This is a genomic window from Flagellimonas taeanensis, from assembly GCF_003584105.1.
GTDB lineage: Bacteria > Bacteroidota > Bacteroidia > Flavobacteriales > Flavobacteriaceae > Flagellimonas > Flagellimonas taeanensis.
Map to the genome: position 1 here is coordinate 325,148 of NZ_QXFO01000027.1, position 15,834 is coordinate 340,981.

The following is a 15,834-nucleotide window of genomic DNA, read 5'->3' on the forward strand; positions in this document are numbered from 1 at the left end:
TTTATATTTGCTCTACAAACATAGAACAAATATTTTAATTCTACAAATGTAGAGAATGTTAAAATCGATAATGGGATGTTTTACTTTCCAAAAATGTTAAGTTTGCCAACAAATACAACAACATGGGATTATTGGAAGATTTACAGAACAGGAGTGGTAACCAATGTGAGCTCTGTGGCGCTACGGAAGATTTGAAGGTATATGAAGTGCCACCAGTATCTATCGGTGGATTGGATGGCAGTCTGTTGGCCTGTTCCACCTGTTTGGGTCAAATTGAAAATCCCGATACCGTGGACTCCAACCATTGGCGTTGTTTGAACGATAGCATGTGGAGCGAGCAAGATGCCGTTAAGGTAGTGGCATGGCGCATGTTGAACCGTTTAAAAACCGAAGGATGGCCCCAAGATCTGTTGGACATGATGTATTTGGAAGATGAGGTTTTGGCCTGGGCCAAGGCAACGGGAGAAGGTCAGGACGCCGCGGACATGGTGGTACATCGTGATTCCAATGGGGTTGTATTGGAAAATGGCGACAATGTGGTGATCATCAAAGACCTGAAAGTGAAGGGTTCAAGCATGGTCGCAAAACAGGGAACCGCCGTGAGACGGATTTCCCTGGATCGCGAAAATGCCGAATATATTGAAGGCAAGGTAGACGGTCAACAAATCGTCATCCTAACCAAATACGTGAAGAAGCTCTAGGCTTTCATCTCCGCATAATATTGGTAGAAATAGGGAATGGTCTCGATTCCTTTCAAGAAATTGAAAATTCCAAAGTGTTCGTTTGGTGAATGGATGGCGTCACTGTCCAACCCGAATCCTAATAGAATGGTCTTGCTTTCCAATACCTTTTCAAACAGGGCCACAATCGGAATACTGCCTCCGGTCCGTTGGGGGACAGGACTTTTTCCGAATGTTTTTTCAATGGCTTTGGCCGCCGCTTGGTAGCCATCACTATCAATGGGTGTCACATAAGCCTGACCACCGTGATGAGGGGTTACTTTTACTTTTACACTTTTTGGTGCAATGGAGGTAAAGTACTTGGTGAACAGATCGGTGATCTCATGCCAATCCTGGTTGGGAACCAATCGCATGGAAATTTTGGCATAGGCTTTACTGGCAATGACTGTTTTGGCTCCTTCTCCGGTATAGCCGCCCCAAATACCGTTTACATCCAACGTAGGCCGTATTCCGAACCGTTCCGTAGTGGTAAATCCTTTTTCGCCATGGACATCTCCTATATCCAAGGCTTTTTTGTATTCCTCTAGGTCGAAGGGAGCCTTTGCCATTTCGGCGCGTTCGGCATCGGAAATGATTTCTACTTTGTCATAGAACCCGGGAATGGTGATATGGTTGTTTTCATCATGTAGGGCAGCGATCATTTTTGCCAATACGTTGATAGGGTTGGGAGCTGCACCGCCGTAAATTCCGGAGTGTAAATCACGGTTGGCCCCTGTCACTTCCACTTCCACGTAACTCAGTCCACGCAAACCGGTGGTAATGGAGGGGTTTTGGTTGGAGATCATCCCAGTGTCCGAGATCAAAATGATGTCGTTTTTGAGTTTTTCCTTGTTCTCTTCCAGAAAACCAGCCAAACTATCACTGCCGACCTCTTCTTCACCTTCAATCATAAACTTGACATTGCAGGGCAATTGGTTGTTCTTGATCATGAATTCCACTGCTTTCACATGCATGAAAAACTGGCCTTTATCGTCACAGGCACCACGGGCAAAAATAGCTCCATCGGGGTGCTTTTCCGTTTTTTTGATGACGGGCTCAAAAGGAGGGGAGTCCCAAAGGTTCATGGGATCCGGCGGTTGCACATCGTAATGGCCATAGACCAGGACAGTGGGCAGGTTGGGGGCGATGATCTTATCGGCATAGACCACGGGATAGCCCTTGGTCTCACAAATCTCGGCATTGTCGCATCCCGCTTCTATCAAGGACTTTTCAACAGCCTTGGCAGTTTCCAGCACATCATGGGAATAAGCGGTATCCGCACTGATAGAGGGGAGTTTTAGTAGTTCAATAAGTTCGTTGATGAATCGCTCCTTGTTGGAGTTGATGTAGTCGTTGATTTCTTCCATATAGATTTTAAAAAGGACACTAAAAGTACAAAAAACAAGTTTTTCAGGGTATCGGATTTGCAAATCGGAAAATTGATTTATATTTGCACTCCTTTCCGCGGATGTGGTGGAACTGGTAGACACGCTAGACTTAGGATCTAGTGCCGCAAGGTGTGCAGGTTCGATTCCTGTCATCCGCACTTCAAAAGAAAAAAGAGCTTCCATCATGGAAAGCTCTTTTTTCTTTTGCACAGATAAATGATAGAATACACAATAATTTTTGGAAGAAAAAGAACGTTCGATACCAAATATTGTTTAATTTTTATCGATCTTGTGTAGAACAAACCAAAAATCAACTAACTTATTTATTGCGAAGATTATGTACAAGGAAATTTATTTGGTCGACGATGAAGATTTGGTAAATACAGTGAACACCATACACTTTAGGAGAATGGGAATGGAGGATCGGGTAAAGACTTTTACCAATCCCGAGTTGGCCCTTGACGATCTTAGATATAGGGATAACCCTAATGTAAAAACACTGATTCTCTTGGATATCAACATGCCGGAGATGAGCGGTTTTGAGTTTCTTGAATTTATGACACTTGAAGATTTTCCCGGATCTAACGAAGTACTGCTTGTAACATCCTCGGAATCCGATGAGGATAGGCAAGAAGCCAAGAAGTTTAAGAAATATGTGAAGGAATTCATTACAAAACCTTTGCGTATAGAACATTTGGAGGATTATCTTCAAAGTTCCTATAAATAGAAATATTTCTTAAGCGGTTCATTCCAGGGAATATTTTATCCATCTTGGCAGTCCACCCCAACTTGCCATGACAAGTTTATTTGGTCAATATTTTTAACGGTGAGACAGAAACAGATTCTTATACATAACAAGGTCGAGAATGTCGAAGATAGGGGTGATGTTGTCTGGGCAATGGACCAGGATTACAAACTGACGGCATACAACAACTCTTTTAAGGAAAAGCTAAAGAAGGAAAGCTTGGGTACTCCGGTAAAAGGAATGGACCTGAAGCCGATATATCAGGACGGTATTTTTTTTAGCCCATGCAAGAAAGGATGCGAAAAAGCACTCAACCGCTACGCCACCACGGTCAAGCACACTTTTGAAGAGGAAGGCAACACGTATGTACATGAATTTTCGTTCCAGCCCTTCATGGATGTATCCGGGGATGTTGCCGGATGTTGCATATGGCAAAAGGATATTACGGAAGAAGTGGGCAATATCCATAAACTATGGGATAGTGAACGGAAATATAGGGAAGCACAGCGAATTGCAAATGTAGGGCATTGGGAGTGGGACATGATCAAGGACGAAATCATTTGGTCCAATCAACTGTACCATATTTTTCATCAGAGCCCACAGGAATTCAAGGCCAGCTACGGTTCTTTAATGGCAATTGTTCACCCAGAGGATAGGGAAGCTTTTCAAAAAGATGTGGATACGAGTATACAACAAAATGTAATACACGATATTGTTCATAGGATTGTTGTTGGTGATGGTGAAATAAGATACGTACACCAAAAAGGACGCACATTTTATGATGAGTTCGGTAATCCGGTAAGAATGGCTGGCACTACCCAAGACGTTACCTTGGAGGTCATGACCAAACAACAGATAGTGCAACAAAACAATGAACTTCAAAATTTTATAAGGATCATATCGCACAATTTGCGGGGGCCCATATCCAATCTGTTGATGTTGTCCAAGATATACGATTGGGGCAGGGACGAAATGAACGATGACATTGTAAGAAAAATAGAAAATACCACAGAGGCATTAGATCAGACCATAAAAGACCTCAATCTTTCCTTGTCCCTAAAAAATGCGGACAGGGAACAATTTAGGGAGATAAAATTGGTCGATGTGATGAAAGATGTGGATGGCCTGCTTTCTGAAGAGATCATACGCTCCAAGGCCACCGTCAATACAGATTTTACCCAGGCGGAAACCATATTTGGCCTCAAAAGCTATATGGTGAATATTTTCTATAACCTGATCCTGAACGCCATCCACTATGCCAAGGAAGATGTGCCCCCCATCATCCAATTGGTCACGGAAGAAAGCAGCAGTTCCGTAATCCTAAGGGTCTCGGACAATGGTATCGGCATGGAGCTCTCCCCCGAGAAGGAGCGCAAGATCTTCAACATGTATGGTAGGCTCAGTGGGGCAACCGAAGGAAAAGGTCTGGGACTTTATTTGGTAAAGACCCAAGTGGAGGCCATGAACGGAAAGATTGGGGTGGAAAGTGAGAAGGAGGTCGGTACCACTTTCACCATCCATTTTGAAAAACAGCATTAAAGTGGTTTTTGGAAGGGCAAATGGTCCAGATCCACATTCCCGCCAGAAATGATTACCCCAATTTTCTTGTCCTTAAAAGTTTCTTTTTCCCTGAGCACCGCAGCCAAGGCGACCGCGCTTGAAGGTTCACAGATTATTTTCAACCGTTCCCAGACCAATCGCATGGCCGAGACAATTTCCTCTTCCGTGACCCGGATGATTCGCTCCACATGCTTTTGGATGATAGGGAAGTTTCGATCCCCCAGTTGGGTTTTCAGGCCATCGGCAATGGTGTTGGTGGTAATGTTGCCCTCTATGGTGCCACTCAGTAATGACCTGTAGGCATCGTCCCCTTCGAAGGGTTCCCCGCCAATCGTTTTGCATCCATTTCCAAAATAGGCTGCTGCCAATGCAGTACCGGCAATCAGCCCACCGCCACCCACAGGGGTTATCACATGATCGAGGTCTGGGTGCAGTTCCAGTAGCTCTTTGCATGCGGTCCCTTGTCCCAAGATGACGGCATCATCATTGGAGGGGTGGATAAAGGTGGCACCGTATTTTTTTTGGATTTCTTTGGATTCCTGTTCCCGGGCCTCCAAAGTGGGTTCACATTCAATAATATTGCCCCCATAGCCCCGAACCGCATCTTTTTTTACCTGGGGGGCATTTCTGGGCATTACGATATGCGCTTTCACACCCATGCTTTGGGCCGCTAGGGAAAGTGCCTGAGCAAAGTTTCCCGATGAATGGGTGACCACACCGTTTTGTTTTTGGCTTTCGGTCAGTTGCATGATGGCATTGGCCGCCCCTCGCATTTTAAAGGCACCCATCCTTTGGAAATTCTCACATTTGAAGAACAGTCGGGCCCCGGCCATTCCATCAATCAGGCGGGAAGTAAGCACGGGGGTATTGTGGATAAAAGGCTTTATCCGCTCGTGGCACTCCATGAGTTGTTGCTTGTCCATAGGTAACAGGCCCGGTAAGTGTCAGGTCCGGGCATAAAGATAAGGACAAGGGGTCAATTATGGGACTCCACGTTTTCCTCTTCTTCTTCTTCCTTGTCAACGGAGATTCCTTCCATGCTCAATTCAGGAATGACCAACAGGGGTATCTGTGCATGGAAAGCAGCTCGTTTCACAATGGGTTCGCGGGTCATTTTTTCCATATAACTATGCTGGTAGTTCAGCATGGCCAGTAAGTGGATGTCCAATTCTTGGGAGAAGACTTCCAACGTCTGTGAGACCGAATTGAGTTCGGAAACCGTGTGTACATAATGTTCCACATCGCCCAAATACCTCCGCAGCATGTTCAGGTTGAACTGTTGTAGCTCTGTCAGGGCCTTGATGCTGTATTGCACATGCACGATCCGGATGGTGGCATGGAACATTTTTGAAATTTCGATCAAGGGAGATAGTTCCGAGGCGGCATAGAACCGGGTGAAATCCGTGGCGAAGGCAATTTCGGTGGGCGTGACGAACTCAAAATGATGGGGAATGGCCAGAATGGGACATTTTTTGGCACTCTTGATCATGCGTACTGTGTTGCTGCCCATAAAAACCTCATCCGCGCCGGAAGCTCCCTTGGTCCCAGTGATCACCAAGTGGATGCCAAAAGTGTCCACAATGTCCTTGACCTCTTCCGCCAAAAGATTGAAGGAAGAAATCGTTTCAAAACTGTGGTTGGGGTTTCTGTACTTATCTTTGATTCGTGCGACTGTTCTTTGCAATCCCCTTTCAGAAGTATCCTTCACCGCATCCACTATGCGGACGCCATCGATCATTTTGGCCATGAAACGGCTGCTCGGGATGACAGGAGTATAGGTGTTCAGCAGATAAAAAGTACATCGCTTGTTGCGGAAAAGCTGCATCGCATAATCAATGGCGTTCCAGGCATTTTCCGAAAAATCCGTGGGTATGAGAATCCTTTGCATCTGACGAAATTTTTAGATGCGATAAAATTAGCCTTGTGGGAATGGGGATACTATGACAATTGTCAGGTTTTGGGAAGCCTTAGAAACCTTCCACCATTTCAATGAGTTTGCGCTCGTCCTTGATGCCTATCTTTTTGCCAGAGGTGCGGATAAGCCCTTTTTTCTTGAATTCTGAAATGATCCTAATGGCAGATTCCGTTGCGGTACCCACGACATTGGAGATGTCCTCCCTGGAAAGGGTAAGCGCCAAAAAGCCGTCCTTGTCCTCTCCAAAGTTGTTCCTAAGGTACAGAAAAGCTTCGGCCACGCGTTGTTTCACAGTTTTTTGGGAGATGTTCACGATCACATCGTCCGCTTCCTTCAGGTCGTGGGCCATGTGTCTCAACACCTCCAAGGTAAAGTTAGGGTTTCTTTGAAGGGTGTGGGTAATGCTTTCCTTTGGAATAAAACAGACCTCCATGTCACTTACGGCGACCGCGGAAAGGTTGGTGCTTTCCTCGGCGATCACGGAACGTTGGCCTAGGACCTCACCCTTAGTGGCCAATTTTACGATCTGGTCCTTGCCGTTTGCGCTCAGCTTGGAAAGTTTGGAGACCCCGTTGCGCACACAATAGACCCCATTGAGTTTGTCACCCTCTTCAAAAAGGGGCTGTCCCTTTTTTATGGTCTTTGTGGTCTTGGAGTCGGATACCGTTTTCAATTCTTCCTTGCTCATGGCCCGGAGTGAATTGAACTGTCTTATAATGCAATTTTCACATCTGCTTTCCATGTGGATGGGTTTACCTGAGAACGCAAATTTATGGTATTGGAATAGCCCATTAACTGATAAATATCATATTTTTATGAGGAATCGTATTACAACTTTGTGCCTAGGTATAAAGCAAATGTTCAATAGATGGCAAACACAACCTGTTACCATTGTGGGGATGAGTGTGGAAATGGTGCGGTGCATTATGATGATAAAGATTTTTGTTGCAATGGCTGCAAGACCGTGTATGAAATTTTCACTTCCAATGGCCTGTCCGCCTATTATGAAATAGAGGCCAAGGCGGGGACCACACCCAATGAGATCACCAAGAAATATGATTTTCTGGACAATCAGGAAATCGTGGAACAGTTGGTGGAGTTCAACGAAGAGGGCATACAGGTGGTGAATCTGAGCATTCCCACTATTCACTGTAGCTCATGTATTTGGGTGTTGGAAAACCTGAACCGTTTGCATAGGGCCATCACGGCCTCCCAAGTGGATTTCCCCAAAAAGACCATCCGGGTCACCTACAAGACCGACGAATTTTCCCTGAAGACCTTGGTGCTCTTGTTGGGTAGCATAGGGTACGAGCCCTATATTTCCTTGGAAGAATACAATAAGAAAAGCCATAGGGTGGACCGCTCGCTTATTTATAAGTTGGGGGTCGCAGGTTTTGCCTTTGGCAATGTGATGCTTCTTTCCTTCCCTGAATATTTTGAAGTGGAAGAGTTCTGGCTGGACCAATACAAACCCGTTTTCCGTTGGTTGATGTTCGCATTTTCCCTGCCCGTGGTCTTCTATGCCGGGCGGGATTACTTTACGGCTGCTTATAAAGGACTTCGGACCAAACTGCTCAACATAGATGTGCCCATAGCACTGGGCATTCTGGCCCTTTTTATCCGAAGTACCGTGGATATCATTTTCAATCTTGGTTCCGGTTTTTTTGATAGCCTCACTGGGTTGGTGTTCTTCCTGCTGTTGGGCAAATTCTTTCAGCAGAAAACCTACGCCTACCTCTCTTTTGAACGCGACTACAAATCCTATTTCCCCATGGCGGTGACCCGTTTGAAACAGGATGGCGAAGAGGAGAACGTACAGGTCTATAAAGTGGATGTGGGGGATCGGATCTTGGTCAGGAGCCACGAGATCATTCCCGTGGATTGCGTATTGATGAAGGGAACGGCCGAGATAGACTACAGTTTTGTGACCGGGGAATCCGATGCGGTCCACAAACAATCTGGCGATAAGCTGTTCGCCGGGGGAAGGCAGATGGGCGGAATTTTGGAGGTAGAGGTGCTCAAGTCCGTTTCGCAGAGCTACTTGACCCAATTGTGGGGCAATTCCGTTTTTTCAAAAGACAGGGCGAGTCAGTTCCAAACCTTGACGGACAGTATCGGGAAACGTTTCACTGCCGCCGTTCTCACCATAGCCCTATTGGCCACTGTTTTTTGGTTGGTCTATAGGCCTGGTATGGCCCTTAATGTATTCACCTCAGTGCTGATCATTGCCTGCCCCTGCGCCATTGCATTGGCGGCACCTTTCACATTGGGCAACATGCTCCGCATATTTGGAAGGCATAAATTCTACCTGAAAAATGCAAGTGTCATAGAACGTTTGGCCAAAATCGATATGGCCATCTTTGATAAAACGGGCACATTGACCACCAATAAAAAGGATACCATTCTCTATGAAGGAGTGGAATTGACCAAGGAGGAAACCGCCCTATTGAAAACTACGCTCAGGGCATCCAACCATCCCTTGAGCCGGTCGCTGTACGATATACTCAAGTCAAATGCCATCATGACCCTGGATGAATTCCAGGAACATACAGGAAAGGGCCTTGAGGGAAGGGCCAAGGAACATTCCATCAAAGTCGGGTCTGCTACCTATGTGGGGAAAGAACCGTCCACCCATTTGGCCGACACCTCGGTCTATGTGAGTTCAGATGAGGATATCAAAGGACGCTTTGTGTTCAAGAACACCTATAGGGAAGGAATAGACAAGGTTTTTGAAACACTTGGGGGGCATTTGGAACTGGGCATCCTTTCCGGTGACAATGATGGTGAACGACACCAACTGCAAAAGCTGCTCCCGCCAAAGACCCAAATGCTGTTCAACCAAAAACCTGAGGACAAATTGGAATACATCAAAGGATTGCAGGAAGAGCACAATGTACTCATGGTGGGCGATGGGCTGAACGATGCTGGAGCTTTGGCACAGAGTAATGTGGGCATTGCCATATCGGAGAACATCAATGTATTTTCCCCGGCCTGTGATGGCATATTGGACGCTTCACGGATGTCCCTGTTGCCCAAGTTCATCAACCTGTCGCAAAGCTCCATCCGGGTCATCAAAATGAGCTTTCTGCTCTCCCTGTGCTACAATGTGGTTGGATTGTACTTTGCCGTTACAGGCCAGCTACAACCGGTCATTGCGGCTATTTTGATGCCCTTGAGTTCCATCAGTATTGTGGTCTTTACCACCTTGGCAACCAATTTTTTGGGCAAAGGACTAAAAAATCTTGAAAGCTGATATATGTCATTTTTTTCAACATACCATCACAGTAGTTTTACCCTCAAATTAAGGCAGGTATGAGTGTTATTTATGTGTTGTTGGCCATCAGCATTTCAGTGGCAGTGGTCTTTTTTGCAGCATTTGTCCTATCGGTCAGGAAAGGACAGTATGATGACACCTATACCCCTTCGGTACGCATGCTCTTTGAGGATGAGGTAGTGGGGGAGGCCAACGGACCCGATCAGATCAAACAAAAAAATCAAACAGAAAATAGTACAAACCAATAAATATGGAAATACAGCAGTTCCGCTACGATAACAAAATCGTGCAAAAGTTCTTGTACGCCACCATGCTATGGGGCGTGGTAGGTATGGCCGTGGGGCTTTTACTGGCCTTCATGTTCTTGTTCCCGAATGTTACGGAAGGTATCCCGTGGTTGAGTTTTGGGCGTTTGCGTCCCCTGCATACCAATGCGGTGATCTTTGCGTTCGTGGGCAACGCCATCTTTGCGGGGGTATATTATTCTACCCAACGCCTGCTCAAGGCCAGGATGTTCAGTGATTTTCTGAGCAATTTTAATTTCTGGGGCTGGCAGTTGATCATTGTGGCCGCGGCCATTACGCTGCCTTTGGGGTACACCACTTCCAAGGAGTATGCCGAGCTGGAGTGGCCCATAGATTTAGCTATTGCCGTGGTCTGGGTCGTTTTTGGATGGAACCTTATCGGCACCATCCTCAAAAGAAGACAAAGACACCTTTATGTGGCCATTTGGTTCTATCTGGCCACCTTTGTTACCGTTGCGGTACTCCATATATTCAACAGTTTGGAGCTTCCCGTCACGGCCCTAAAAAGCTATTCGGTCTATGCCGGGGTACAGGATGCACTGGTACAATGGTGGTACGGGCACAATGCCGTTGCCTTTTTCTTGACCACACCTTTCTTGGGGCTGATGTACTATTTCGTGCCCAAAGCGGCCAATAGGCCCATTTACTCCTATAGGTTGTCCATCGTCCACTTTTGGTCCCTCATATTCATTTATATCTGGGCAGGACCACACCACCTTCTGTATTCTTCCCTGCCTGATTGGGCACAGAACTTGGGGGTTGTGTTCTCCGTGATGTTGATTGCTCCCTCTTGGGGAGGTATGATCAACGGACTGTTGACCCTTCGTGGGGTATGGGACAAGGTGCGTACCGATGCCACTCTAAAATTTATGGTGGTCGCCATTACAGGATACGGTATGGCCACTTTTGAAGGACCAATGCTCTCGTTGAAAAACGTGAATGCCATTGCCCACTTCAGTGACTGGATCATTGCGCACGTACACGTAGGTGCCTTGGCCTGGAACGGCTTCCTTACCTTTGGTATGGTCTATTGGTTGGTGCCCAGAATGTTCAAGGCCGATCTACATTCCAAAGGACTGGCCAATTTCCATTTCTGGATCGGCACCTTGGGTATTGTACTCTACACACTGCCCATGTATGTGGCTGGTTTTACCCAAGCCTTAATGTGGAAAGATTTTAACCCAGATGGAACCTTGGTGTACGGTAACTTTTTGGAAACCGTATCCCAGATCATACCGATGTACTGGATGAGGGCCATTGGTGGAAGCCTCTATATTTTGGGAGTGTTTGTGATGCTCTACAATGTGGTTAGGACCATCAAATCCGGTAGTAAGGTGGAAGACGAATTGGTGGAGGCACCGGCATTGGCACGTGTTTCCAAAAGAAGGGTGGCCGGCGAAACCTTCCACAACTGGTTGGAGAGAAAACCGGTGCAGTTGACCATTTTGGCCACCATTGCCATCTTGATCGGGGGAATCGTACAGATTGTTCCCACCATTTTGGTGAAATCCAATATCCCGACCATCTCCAGTGTGAAACCCTATACCCCCCTGGAATTGGAAGGCCGTGACCTCTATATTCGCGAAGGCTGTGTAGGATGCCACTCCCAAATGATCAGGCCTTTCCGAAGTGAGGTAGAGCGTTACGGGGAATATGCCAAAGCAGGTGAGTTTGTGTATGACCATCCTTTCCTTTGGGGAAGTAAGCGTACAGGTCCCGACCTGCTCAGAGTGGGTGGTAAGTATTCTGATAACTGGCACCTGAACCATATGTACGATCCACAGAGTACATCCGCAGGCTCCATTATGCCTTCCTACGAATGGTTGGTGAGGGACGAACACGACAGGAGCAATGTGCAGGCCAAGATGGAAACCATGGTGAAATTGGGTGTTCCCTATACCGATGAAGATATCGCCAATGCATCGCAGACCATGGCAGAGCAAGCGGAAAAAATAGAGAAAAGCCTATATGCGGACCCAGAGTTTGTCAAGACCTATGAGGCGGACAAAAAATATGCCGAGGAAAACGGGTTGGACTTTGTGCAGATGCGCGACCGAGAGATTGTTGCCCTTATCGCCTACCTACAACGTTTGGGCACGGACATCAAGATAAAGGAAACAGGTGAACTGTTATCAGAAAATAAAGACTAAAATCTAACAAAGCCATGTTGAAATTTGTAAAGAACCATATGGAGACCATTGACGGGGTAGCAAATTACCCCATGATCTCCCTGCTTATATTCTTTGTTTTCTTCGTTCTGTTGTTCTGGTGGGTCTTCACTGCAACAAAAGAGCACATAAGGGAAATGGAGGAACTGCCATTGGATAACAACGACCAACAACATAAACCGTAATATTATGAGCACAAGAACACCTTGGTGGATACGTATACCCGTTCTATTCTTCTTGATCTTCGGATTGATGGAATATTTTATCGACTCCGGTGACCAACCCGCCATCATTGCATACCCGATCACACAACTGTTCCTGCTGTTGATCTTGATGATACTCATTGCTATAGAACTCATTTTGAGTTCCATCGAAAATGTGATGTTTCAAACCCTCACGGAAGAAGGTAAGCAACGCTACCTGGCCAAGAAGACCAAAAAAGTGGAATGGAAATGGGCCAAGAACCTTATGAAGAACCTTACCAAGAGCCGGGCGGTGGATCGTGAAGAAGAGATTATCCTGGACCACGATTACGATGGCATCCGAGAGCTGGACAATGTCCTGCCGCCATGGTGGGTGTATCTTTTTTATGGTACCATCATTTTTGGTGTCATCTATCTAGTGAGGTTCCATGTGATAGGTGACTATACCCAAAAGGAAGAATTTGAACAGGAAATGGCACAGGCAAAGATGGCCATAGAAGAATACAAGAAAACAGCAAAGGACCTAGTGGATGCCAGCACAGTGGAATTTTTGTCCGAAGCTTCGGACCTAAGTGCCGGGGAGAAAATATTCCAGTCAAACTGTGTGGCCTGTCACATGGCCGATGGTGGAGGGGGGATAGGCCCTAACCTGACCGACCAATATTGGATTTTGGGAGGGGGCATCAAGAACGTGTTCAACACCATTTCCGAAGGAGGCCGGGACGGTAAGGGTATGATTGCCTGGAAACAGAACCTGAAGCCCGCTGAAATTGCCCAAGTGGCCAGCTATGTGCTGACATTGGGAGGTACGGCACCGGCAAATCCCAAGGCTCCCGAAGGTGATATTTGGGTAGATCCCGATGCACCACAATCTTCCGAACCTGCTCCTGGACAGCAAGTATCGGATACTACGGAAGTTGCCGTGGAATGATTCCTTCATGGGAAAACGGTCCAGAAATCTATAGAAAAACGCAATGGAAGAGAATTTTAGGGATTCCATAGGAACCATCACAAAAGAAGGCAAACGGGCCTGGATATTTCCCAAAAAGCCCAGTGGTAGGTTTTACGACTACCGAAAGTATGTCAGTTACACCCTGCTCATCTTCTTGTTGGTGGCCCCCTTCGTGAAGATTAACGGACACCAATTTCTGATGTTCAATGTTCTGGAACGCCGTTTCAACATATTTGGACTTCCGTTTTGGCCCCAGGACTTTCACTTGGTGGTGGTGTCCATGATCATTGGGGTTGTTTTCATTGCCCTGTTCACAGTGGCCTACGGACGCATTTTCTGCGGATGGATGTGCCCCCAGACCATTTTTCTGGAAATGGTCTTCCGCCGTATCGAATATTGGATCGATGGGGACCGGGGCGCCCAAATGCGGTTGGCCAAAGCTCCATGGAACAAGGAAAAGATCATGAAAAGGGCACTGAAGTGGACCGTTTTTTTCATCATTTCCTTTGTGATCGCAAACATTTTCCTGGCCTATTTGATAGGAAGCGACAAACTGATCGGGTACATTACCGATGGTCCATTGGCCCATATCGGTACCATGGTTCCTTTGTTGATCTTTACCGGGGTCTTTTATTTTATTTTTGCATGGTTCCGGGAACAGGTCTGTATCATAGCCTGCCCCTACGGAAGACTTCAAGGGGTGTTGCTGGACAATAAATCCATTGTAGTAGCCTATGACCATAAGAGAGGTGAGGCCGAAAACGGTCGCAAGAAGTTCAGGAAAAATGAAGACCGCGAGGCCCTCGGTTTTGGGGATTGCATCGATTGCTTCCAATGCGTCAATGTTTGTCCCACGGGAATAGACATCCGCAATGGAACACAGTTGGAGTGCGTGAATTGCACCGCCTGTATCGACGAGTGTGACCATATCATGGACAGTATCGATAAGCCTAGGGGGCTTATTCGCTATGCCAGTGAAGATGAAATCACTAAAAAGGCCAAGTTCAAGTTTACACCCCGCATGAAAGGATATACCGCCGTCCTTACGGTCTTGATCGGTATTTTGATCGGGATGCTGTTTTTGAGAAATGAACTGGAAGCCAATGTGTTGCGATTGCCTGGACAGCTCTATGAGCGAAAGGAGAACAACATTATCAGCAATGTGTACACCTATAAATTGATGAACAAGACCAGCAAGGATATCGAGGAGGTTTCCTTCAAGTTGATGTCGCACAAGGGCGAGATAAAAATGGTGTCCCAGGATCGGTTCACCGTTCCGGCAGAACAGCTTATTGGGGGAACCCTTTTTATAGAGATCAACAGCTCGGCATTGACTGGGGACAAAGACAAATTGAAGATAGGGATATACAGTGGGGACGAGCTCATCGAAACAACGGTGACCCAGTTTTTGGCACCACGGAGTTACAACTAAAAATCTATTGCAATGAAAATAAATTGGGGAACGGGAATCGTATTGGCATTTATCGGCTTCATTGCCTTCATACTCTATTTTGTGGTCAGGATGAGCACCGATGATAGGGCCAACCACGATTTGGTCACGGAAGAATACTATAAAAAGGAATTGACATACCAACAGGATATGGACGCTTCGAGGGCTGCCACCGAAATGGATGCCAATCTCAAAGTGGAGAAAACCGATGAAGGGCTGATGGTCTATTTCCCCGAACGTTTTGATCCCAAGGAAATTACGGGCACAGTGTCCCTGTACAGACCGTCCAACAAGCATTTGGATACAGACTTTCCCATAAGTTTGTCCAAAACGCATTTGCTCATACCTGACAATCGTTTGGTGGGCGGTCGCTGGGACATTATCGTGAAATGGCAGTACGGCGGACAAGACTTTTTTCATAAACAGAAACTGATATACTGACCATGTTGACATCGGCCTTGGTTCTGGGAATTTTGGGAAGCCTGCATTGCTTGGGCATGTGCGGCCCCATCGCTTTTATGTTGCCCTTGGACCGGACGAACAACTTCAAAAAGACAGCTCAGCTTTTCATATACCATACCGGCAGGCTGCTGGCCTATGGGACAATAGGCCTGATCTTCGGATTTTTGGGAAAAGGACTTTCCTTGTTTGGCATACAGCAAAAGTTGTCCATAGGGATCGGTGTCCTTATGATCATATTGGTATTGGTGCCGGGCAACTTTTTGAACGGGCATCGAATTTTCCGCCCCATCTATTCCCTTTTGGGAAAAGCAAAGTCCAAGCTTGGGACAGAGCTCCAAAAAAAGACTCCAGACGCCTTCCTTACCATAGGGTTCCTTAATGGTTTTTTGCCCTGCGGATTGGTCTATATGGCCTTGCTGGGTGCCACCGCCTTGGCGACTCCATTGCAAGGAGGGCTCTATATGGTGCTCTTTGGGCTGGGGACGGTTCCCTTGATGTCCGCAGTGGTCTATTCCAAGGGACTGTTCCGAAATTCGATACGGGCAAAAATGCAAAAATTGGTCCCTGTATTTGTGGTGATCATCGGTGTTTTGTTTATTGTACGTGGACTGGGACTGGGGATTCCCTATGTGTCCCCCAAACCGGCACCGGCCCATTCGGTTACAGCAGGCATCGAATGCCATCAACCTTAAA

15 protein-coding genes and 1 tRNA gene are annotated in these 15,834 nt (G+C 46.6%); 12 read left to right on the plus strand and 4 right to left on the minus strand.

Annotation, left to right across the window (positions count from 1 at the left end; translation table 11 throughout):
* Window positions 1-122 precede the first annotated feature (122 nt).
* Window positions 123-701: a PhnA domain-containing protein gene (locus tag D2V93_RS16665; RefSeq protein ID WP_119620204.1), complete on the plus strand. Its 579-nt coding sequence runs from the start codon at window positions 123-125 to the stop codon at window positions 699-701.
* On the opposite strand, the gene D2V93_RS16670 is transcribed toward D2V93_RS16665, so the two are convergent.
* The gene (locus D2V93_RS16670; RefSeq protein ID WP_119620205.1) at window positions 698-2,086 is read right to left on the minus strand and encodes a dipeptidase; all 1,389 of its coding nucleotides are present in this window, start codon (window positions 2,084-2,086) and stop codon (window positions 698-700) included. The genes D2V93_RS16665 and D2V93_RS16670 overlap by 4 nt on opposite strands.
* Window positions 2,087-2,183: 97 nt before the next feature.
* Between D2V93_RS16670 and D2V93_RS16675 the strand changes: the two genes are divergently transcribed.
* From D2V93_RS16675 to D2V93_RS16685, 3 genes are all read left to right on the plus strand, one after another.
* Window positions 2,184-2,265: transfer RNA gene (locus tag D2V93_RS16675), tRNA-Leu, on the plus strand.
* 179 nt (window positions 2,266-2,444) lie between these two features.
* The gene (locus tag D2V93_RS16680; RefSeq protein ID WP_072878046.1) at window positions 2,445-2,834 is read left to right on the plus strand and encodes a response regulator; all 390 of its coding nucleotides are present in this window, start codon (window positions 2,445-2,447) and stop codon (window positions 2,832-2,834) included.
* A gap of 99 nt (window positions 2,835-2,933) precedes the next feature.
* Window positions 2,934-4,391 (plus strand): sensor histidine kinase, encoded by a 1,458-nt coding sequence (locus D2V93_RS16685; protein ID WP_119620206.1) that lies wholly within the window; start codon window positions 2,934-2,936, stop codon window positions 4,389-4,391.
* Here the strand turns inward: D2V93_RS16685 and D2V93_RS16690 are convergent.
* The 3 genes from D2V93_RS16690 to D2V93_RS16700 form a co-directional block, all read right to left on the minus strand.
* Window positions 4,388-5,335 carry a threonine ammonia-lyase gene (locus D2V93_RS16690; RefSeq protein WP_119620207.1) on the minus strand — a complete coding sequence of 316 codons (948 nt, stop codon included), beginning with the start codon at window positions 5,333-5,335 and terminating at the stop codon, window positions 4,388-4,390. The genes D2V93_RS16685 and D2V93_RS16690 overlap by 4 nt on opposite strands.
* A gap of 53 nt (window positions 5,336-5,388) precedes the next feature.
* Window positions 5,389-6,300 (minus strand): universal stress protein, encoded by a 912-nt coding sequence (locus tag D2V93_RS16695; protein ID WP_119620208.1) that lies wholly within the window; start codon window positions 6,298-6,300, stop codon window positions 5,389-5,391.
* Window positions 6,301-6,379: 79 nt separating this feature from the next.
* Entirely contained in the window at window positions 6,380-7,069 is a 690-nt protein-coding gene (locus tag D2V93_RS16700; protein ID WP_072878050.1) for a Crp/Fnr family transcriptional regulator, read from the minus strand.
* 126 nt (window positions 7,070-7,195) lie between these two features.
* Between D2V93_RS16700 and D2V93_RS16705 the strand changes: the two genes are divergently transcribed.
* From D2V93_RS16705 to D2V93_RS16740, 8 genes are read left to right on the plus strand one after another with little or no spacing between them, the layout of a single operon-like run.
* A complete protein-coding gene (locus tag D2V93_RS16705; RefSeq protein ID WP_119620209.1) occupies window positions 7,196-9,580 on the plus strand; it encodes a heavy metal translocating P-type ATPase in 2,385 nt (794 codons plus the stop codon).
* Window positions 9,581-9,639: 59 nt separating this feature from the next.
* Window positions 9,640-9,849, plus strand: a complete 210-nt coding sequence (gene ccoS / locus D2V93_RS16710; RefSeq protein ID WP_072878054.1) for a cbb3-type cytochrome oxidase assembly protein CcoS — start codon at window positions 9,640-9,642, stop codon at window positions 9,847-9,849.
* Between the two features lie 2 nt (window positions 9,850-9,851).
* Window positions 9,852-12,056, plus strand: coding sequence for a cytochrome-c oxidase, cbb3-type subunit I (ccoN, locus tag D2V93_RS16715; RefSeq protein ID WP_119620210.1), 2,205 nt, complete (start codon window positions 9,852-9,854; stop codon window positions 12,054-12,056).
* A gap of 14 nt (window positions 12,057-12,070) precedes the next feature.
* Window positions 12,071-12,259, plus strand: coding sequence for a cytochrome C oxidase subunit IV (locus D2V93_RS16720; protein ID WP_072878058.1), 189 nt, complete (start codon window positions 12,071-12,073; stop codon window positions 12,257-12,259).
* Between the two features lie 4 nt (window positions 12,260-12,263).
* Entirely contained in the window at window positions 12,264-13,208 is a 945-nt protein-coding gene (locus tag D2V93_RS16725) for a cbb3-type cytochrome c oxidase N-terminal domain-containing protein (RefSeq protein WP_119620211.1), read from the plus strand.
* Between the two features lie 43 nt (window positions 13,209-13,251).
* On the plus strand, window positions 13,252-14,661 hold the full coding sequence (gene ccoG / locus D2V93_RS16730; protein ID WP_119620212.1) for a cytochrome c oxidase accessory protein CcoG: 1,410 nt from the start codon (window positions 13,252-13,254) through the stop codon (window positions 14,659-14,661).
* 12 nt (window positions 14,662-14,673) lie between these two features.
* Window positions 14,674-15,120 carry a FixH family protein gene (locus D2V93_RS16735; protein ID WP_119620213.1) on the plus strand — a complete coding sequence of 149 codons (447 nt, stop codon included), beginning with the start codon at window positions 14,674-14,676 and terminating at the stop codon, window positions 15,118-15,120.
* A gap of 2 nt (window positions 15,121-15,122) precedes the next feature.
* Complete coding sequence (locus D2V93_RS16740) at window positions 15,123-15,833, plus strand: sulfite exporter TauE/SafE family protein (RefSeq protein ID WP_119620214.1); 711 nt, start codon at window positions 15,123-15,125, stop codon at window positions 15,831-15,833.
* Window position 15,834 lies beyond the last annotated feature (1 nt).